We start from the raw sequence: 5,043 nt of genomic DNA on the forward strand, positions 1-5,043 counted from the left end.
CGCCCCGGGCGCCACGCCGACGCTCTCGCCGCCGACGGTCCCGGCGACGTGGGTGCCGTGGCCCTGGCGGTCGATGCCGTCGCCGCCGGTGGCGTCGAAGGCGACATCGGCGCGTCCGCCGAACTCGGGGTGGTCCGGGTCGATGCCGGTGTCGATGATGTAGGCGTCCACGCCCGCGCCGGTCGCCGTGGTCGAGTAGGAACCGTCCAGCGGGAGGTCGGGCTGGTCGATCCGGTCGAGGCCCCAGGGGACGAAAGCCTCGGCCCTACCGGCCTGCTCGACGTAGGCGACGTCGGGGTCGGAGCGGACCTCGTCCAGCTCGGCGGCGGACAGGTCGGCGGAGTAGCCGTCGAGCACCTCGGTGTAGACGTGCTCGACGTCCGGGGCGCCGGTGGCGCGGGCGGTGGAGGCGCTCGCGGAGACGCCGTCCTCGAAGACGACGATCCACTGGCCGTCGACCGCGTTCTCGGCGGTGTGCAGCGGGGCGGGCTCGGCGTGCGCGGCCGGGCCGCCGATGAGGACGAACGGCACGGCCAGGGCGCCGGCGGCGGCGAGCCCGAGCGGGGTCCTCAGGGCCTTGGAGCGGTTGGGGGATGGAGCCACGTTCTCCTCCTTGTGGGAGCAGTGGGGGACAGGTGGCCTGCGGCGCAGCCGGGTGCGGCGGCGCTGCCGGGACCATAGGCACGCCGGAGGAGAGGGGGCCAGGGCCGCCCACGCGCGGGTGTGAGCGCGCACACACCGCACGGGACGGGCGCGGCCAGCGCCGCCCCGGTCTGTCAAGCCGGGGTCGCTGGCACGATCCGGCCAGGGGGGACGGGGAACCGTCCGCGGGCCGCCGGAGTCGGATCAGGCATGGGTGCACACGAGAACGCCGCCCTCCCGAGGGGGGAGGGCGGCGCCGGGAGGACGGGGGCCGCTCAGGCGGCGGTGAGGCTGTGCGCGTGGTGCCGGCCGCGCTCGAAGGGGCGGCGCGCCGACGTCGGCGACGAGGAGGGGTAGAGCATCGCCGCGGCCCCGGCGGGGTCGCTGGCGGGGTGGGTGACGGTGTCGCCGAGGTAGTCGTTCCAGATGAACTTGCCGTCGCGGCACCAGACGTTGATGCCGCGCATCACCGAGATCACCGCCATCTCGCTGGTTCCGGCCCGGTACATCGGGCGGACGGCGGAGGACACGAGCTCGTCCCAGAGCGCCTTGACGGCCGACTCGGCGCAGAAGGCGTGGCGCGGTCTGTGCTTGACCCGCTTGGCCAGGGCCGCCTTGGCCTTGTTGGCCCGGGGGTTGTTCAACCGCCAGTGACTCAACGACGTCTCCCGGTGTCTCGGCTGCCGCGGTGGAGGGTGCCGCTCCTTCTCGATGCGGCCACGGTTCCGCGGCCCCGGAGACCGCGGGTGCTTGACCCGTGATCTCCGCAAAGGTCAGCGAGGAACGGTGCGCTCGTTACCTCGCAGTTATTCTTTGCGATCCGGATAGTAGCAGCATCGCACCCCTAGGGGTCGAGGCCCCAGAATGTGGTCCACGTCACACTCCCGTGATCGGGGAATGGGTGGACGTTTCGATATCCATGCAGGTGACAATGGATGTATCGAACGGGTGTGCGTCAAACCGGGGGTGCGTTCCGACCCCTCAGGGGAGGGCGGGGAAACCGCGTCGGCGGCGGAGATATCGCCTGGGGTGCGGACTGTGTGACCCTTGGTGGTGTGATGGGGGTCTCTCGACCGTTTCGAGGGTCGGGCTTGACGCTCGGGCGTTCACCCGGCGGCTACCGGGCGGCCATCCGCGCCAGGGAGAGCAGCCAGACGATCCCCAGCACCGCCACGGCCGCCATGCCCGCGATGTCCATGGCGAGGATCAGCGAGGCCTGGTAGGGCAGGATCTCGGGGACCCGCCCCATCTCCAGCGTCTGCACCTGCCACGGCTGCCCGGTGAGCGCGAGTGCGAACAGCGCCGACAGCGAGTGCACCGAGTCCCACAGGCCGTGCAGCAGGGACACCCCGAGGTAGGTCAGCAGCACCCGCACGGTGATCCGCCAGTGGCCGCCGGAGGCCGCCGCGAAGAGCACGCCGCCCAGCACCGCGGTCCACAACCCGTGTCCGACCGGGGTGAGCAGCCCCCGCATCACCTCGGTCTGCACCAGCGCCGCCAGGTCCAGCCCCCGCTCGGTGAGCATCGCGTTCATCGCGTACCCGGCGCTCTCGAAGGCGGCGAAGCCGAACCCGACCGTGGCGCCCAGCACCATGCCGTCGCGCATCGTCGCCCGCGCCATGTGCCGCGCCACGAACACCAGGGCGGCGAGTTTGACCCCCTCCTCGATCAGCCCCACGCCGATGTAGGTGAAGGGGGTCTGGCGCAGCAGGTAGGACTCCAGCAGCGAGGCGCCCAGCACGCCGAGCACCCCGCCGACGATGAACGCGCGGAAGAGCAGCTCGGTGGTGACGTTGTCGCCCTGCCGGTGCTCGTAGGCCCAGGTGACGAAGGTGACCGGGATGAGGAAGCTGCCCAGCAGGATCACCGTGGGCACCAGCGTGGCGTTGCCGGTGAGCAGGGTCACCGCCACCGTGGCCACCCATAGCGCCAGGCCCGTCGCGAACAGGGCGGGCCAGGCGCGCCTGCGCCGCGCGGGGCGGGTCCGGGGGCGGGTGTCGGGGCTGGCGGGCGGGTGCATGGGCTCCCCCTCGGCCGGAGGCGTGGACAGGGGGAATCGTCCCAGGGCGGAGGGGTCGGGGCGTCCGGAATGCACGGGTTCTGTCGGACTTTTACCCGATCCCAGGGCGGTCTTTTCCGCCCTTGTCGGGCCTTAGGATAGATACAACATGGATACCATCGAATCGGCCACCGAACGGGCCTACGCGTTCGCCAAGGACGCCATCCTGACCCGCCGCTTCGCCGGCGGGGAGCTGGTCAGCGAGGGCGACATCGCCGCCGGGGTGGGCGTCTCCCGCACCCCCGTCCGGGAGGCCCTGCTGCGCCTGCAGGCCGAGGGGCTGGTCCGGCTCTACCCCAAGCGGGGCGCGCTCGTCGTACCGGTCTCCCAGGACGAGATCGACGACGTGGTGGAGACGCGCCGCCTGGTGGAGGGGCACACCGCCGAGCGGGCGGCCGCCGCGCCCGCCGAGGTGCGCGGCCCCCTCGCCGAGCGCCTGGCCGAGCTGCTCGCCGCCATGCGCTCCGAGCTGGAGGGGGACCGGCGGGCGTTCGTCGGGGCCGACCGCCGCTTCCACCGGGAGATCGTCGCCGCCAGCGGCAACGCGATCCTGGCCGGGCTCTACGACTCGCTGCGCGACCGGCAGCTGCGGATGATGGAGGAGGGCACCCGCACCGTGGAGCGGATGCGGCGCAGCGTCGAGGAGCACCAGGCGATCCTGGAGGCCGTCCGGTCCGGGGACCCCGCGGCGGCCCGCGAGGCCGTCAGCGTCCATCTGGGGACCGCCGCGCGGTGGCTGGGGGCGCGCCGGTGAGCGCCGATCCCTCGCGCGCGCCCGCGCGCGCACAGACATCCGGTGACCGGGCCGATGGTCCGCCGGAGCCCTCCGGGGGCGCCCGCGCCTGGCTGGTGTGGGCGATCGGCGTCGGCGTCTACTTCCTGGCCATGTTCCACCGCAACGGCCTGGGTGTGGCCGCCCTGCAGGCCCAGGAGCGGTTCGACGCCGGTCCGGCGCTGCTGTCCCTGCTGCCGATGCTGCAGCTGCTGGTGTACGTGGTGCTGCAGGTCCCGGCCGGGATCATGGCCGACCGGGTGGGGCCGCGCCGCTCCCTGCTGGCCGGGCTGGCCGCGATGGCGGCCGGGGCGGTGCTCTTCGCCGCGGCCACCGGCGTCGCGGCGGCCGTCGCCGGACGGGTGCTCATCGGCCTCGGCGACGCGGTCACCTTCCTCAACGTCATCCGGCTGGGCGCACTGTGGTTCCCGCGCCGCCACTACGCCCTGGTGAGCGCCCTGACCGGGGTGGCGGGCGGCCTGGGCCAGGTCGCCAGCGTCGCGCCGCTGTCCTTCCTGCTGGGCCACCTGGGGTGGACCGGCGCGTTCCTGGCGACCGCCGGGGCCACCGGCGCCATGCTGCTCCTCGTCGCGCTGCTGGTGCGGGACCGCCCCGCCGGGGCCCCGGCGCCCGAGCGGCACGCCGGGGTGCCGGTGCTCGCGGCGGTCGGGGAGGCGCTGCGCGCCCGCGGCCCCCGGGTGGGCATGGCGCACCACGCCGCGGTGATGGCGCCCTACACGATGCTCGGGGTGCTGTGGGGCTACCCGTTCCTGGTGGAGGGCGTCGGGCTGCGCCCCTCGGCGGCGAGCACGCTGCTGACCGTGCTCGGGGTCGGGGTGCTGTGGCTCTCGCCGGTGCTGGGGGCGGTGGTCGGCCGCCGGCCGGGGGTGCGGCGGCCGTTCGCGCTGTGCCTGGCGCCGGTGCTGGGGCTGGGGTGGCTGGCCCTGGTGGCCTGGCCGTCCGGGCCGCCGGTGCCGCTGGTGGTGGCCGTGGTGGCCCTCAGCGCCGCCGGGGCGGTGATGGCCCCGGCGCTGTCGTTCGACTTCGCCCGCGACGGGCTGTCCCCGGAGCGCACCGGGGTGGCGTCGGGGCTGGTGAACATGAGCGGCTTCACCACCACGGTGCTGGCGACCGTGCTGGCCGGGGTGATCCTGCAGGCCGGGTACGGCTTCCAGGCCGCGTTCGTGCCCGTCACCGCCACCACGCTGGGCGCCTCGGCGGTGCTGGCGGTGCTGCTGCGCCGGTACTGAGGGCCGGTGCGGCGGGCCGGTGCTAGACCACGTCGGGGTCGTTGCGGACGCCCTCGCCGCGGTCCCGGCGGGTCAGCATCAGCAGGATGGAGATGATGACGACCGCCAGTCCGGCGGCCATGAGGATGTAGCCGATCGCGTTCAGGTCCAGGCCGGGCACGTCGGCGGTGATGCCGAACGTGAGCACGGCGCCGATGATCATGAGGAAGATTCCGAGACCGATGCCCATGTCCGGGCCGTCCTTTCCGCGTCGCTCATCGCCCCTCTCCAGGGGAGCATAGGGGCGATCGGGCGGCCAGTGCCCGGCGGGGGGGGGGGCG

Annotated in this window: 6 protein-coding genes; 2 read left to right on the plus strand and 4 right to left on the minus strand. The window is 74.0% G+C overall.

Features of this window, described 5'->3' with window-relative positions:
* From D476_RS0122300 to D476_RS0122310, 3 genes are all read right to left on the minus strand, one after another.
* Positions 1-603, minus strand: a 603-nt coding sequence (locus D476_RS0122300) for a S8 family serine peptidase (protein ID WP_017626137.1), incomplete at its 3' end; no start/stop codon positions are given.
* A 314-nt stretch (positions 604-917) separates the two neighbouring features.
* Positions 918-1,301 carry a hypothetical protein gene (locus D476_RS0122305; RefSeq protein ID WP_040726838.1) on the minus strand — a complete coding sequence of 128 codons (384 nt, stop codon included), beginning with the start codon at positions 1,299-1,301 and terminating at the stop codon, positions 918-920.
* Positions 1,302-1,759: 458 nt separating this feature from the next.
* A complete protein-coding gene (locus D476_RS0122310) occupies positions 1,760-2,662 on the minus strand; it encodes a PrsW family intramembrane metalloprotease (RefSeq protein WP_017626139.1) in 903 nt (300 codons plus the stop codon).
* Positions 2,663-2,810: 148 nt separating this feature from the next.
* Here D476_RS0122310 and D476_RS0122315 point away from each other — a divergent pair, with 148 nt between their 5' ends.
* Positions 2,811-3,455: a GntR family transcriptional regulator gene (locus D476_RS0122315; RefSeq protein ID WP_017626140.1), complete on the plus strand. Its 645-nt coding sequence runs from the start codon at positions 2,811-2,813 to the stop codon at positions 3,453-3,455.
* Positions 3,452-4,723 carry an MFS transporter gene (locus D476_RS0122320; protein ID WP_026123752.1) on the plus strand — a complete coding sequence of 424 codons (1,272 nt, stop codon included), beginning with the start codon at positions 3,452-3,454 and terminating at the stop codon, positions 4,721-4,723. Before D476_RS0122315 ends, D476_RS0122320 begins: the two co-directional genes overlap by 4 nt.
* A 22-nt stretch (positions 4,724-4,745) precedes the next feature.
* Here D476_RS0122320 and D476_RS0122325 read toward each other — a convergent pair whose 3' ends face one another.
* Positions 4,746-4,952 (minus strand): DUF6458 family protein, encoded by a 207-nt coding sequence (locus tag D476_RS0122325; protein ID WP_017626142.1) that lies wholly within the window; start codon positions 4,950-4,952, stop codon positions 4,746-4,748.
* Positions 4,953-5,043: the final 91 nt, after the last annotated feature.

Source organism: Nocardiopsis chromatogenes YIM 90109 (assembly GCF_000341185.1).
GTDB lineage: Bacteria > Actinomycetota > Actinomycetes > Streptosporangiales > Streptosporangiaceae > Nocardiopsis_A > Nocardiopsis_A chromatogenes.

Excerpts from the sequence above, each read along its gene's own strand:
- D476_RS0122315 (WP_017626140.1), top strand. The coding sequence starts at position 2,811 with ATGGATACCATCGAATCGGCCACCGAACGGGCCTACGCGTTCGCCAAG.
- D476_RS0122310 (WP_017626139.1), bottom strand. The coding sequence starts at position 2,662 with ATGCACCCGCCCGCCAGCCCCGACACCCGCCCCCGGACCCGCCCCGCG.
- D476_RS0122325 (WP_017626142.1), bottom strand. The coding sequence starts at position 4,952 with ATGGGCATCGGTCTCGGAATCTTCCTCATGATCATCGGCGCCGTGCTC.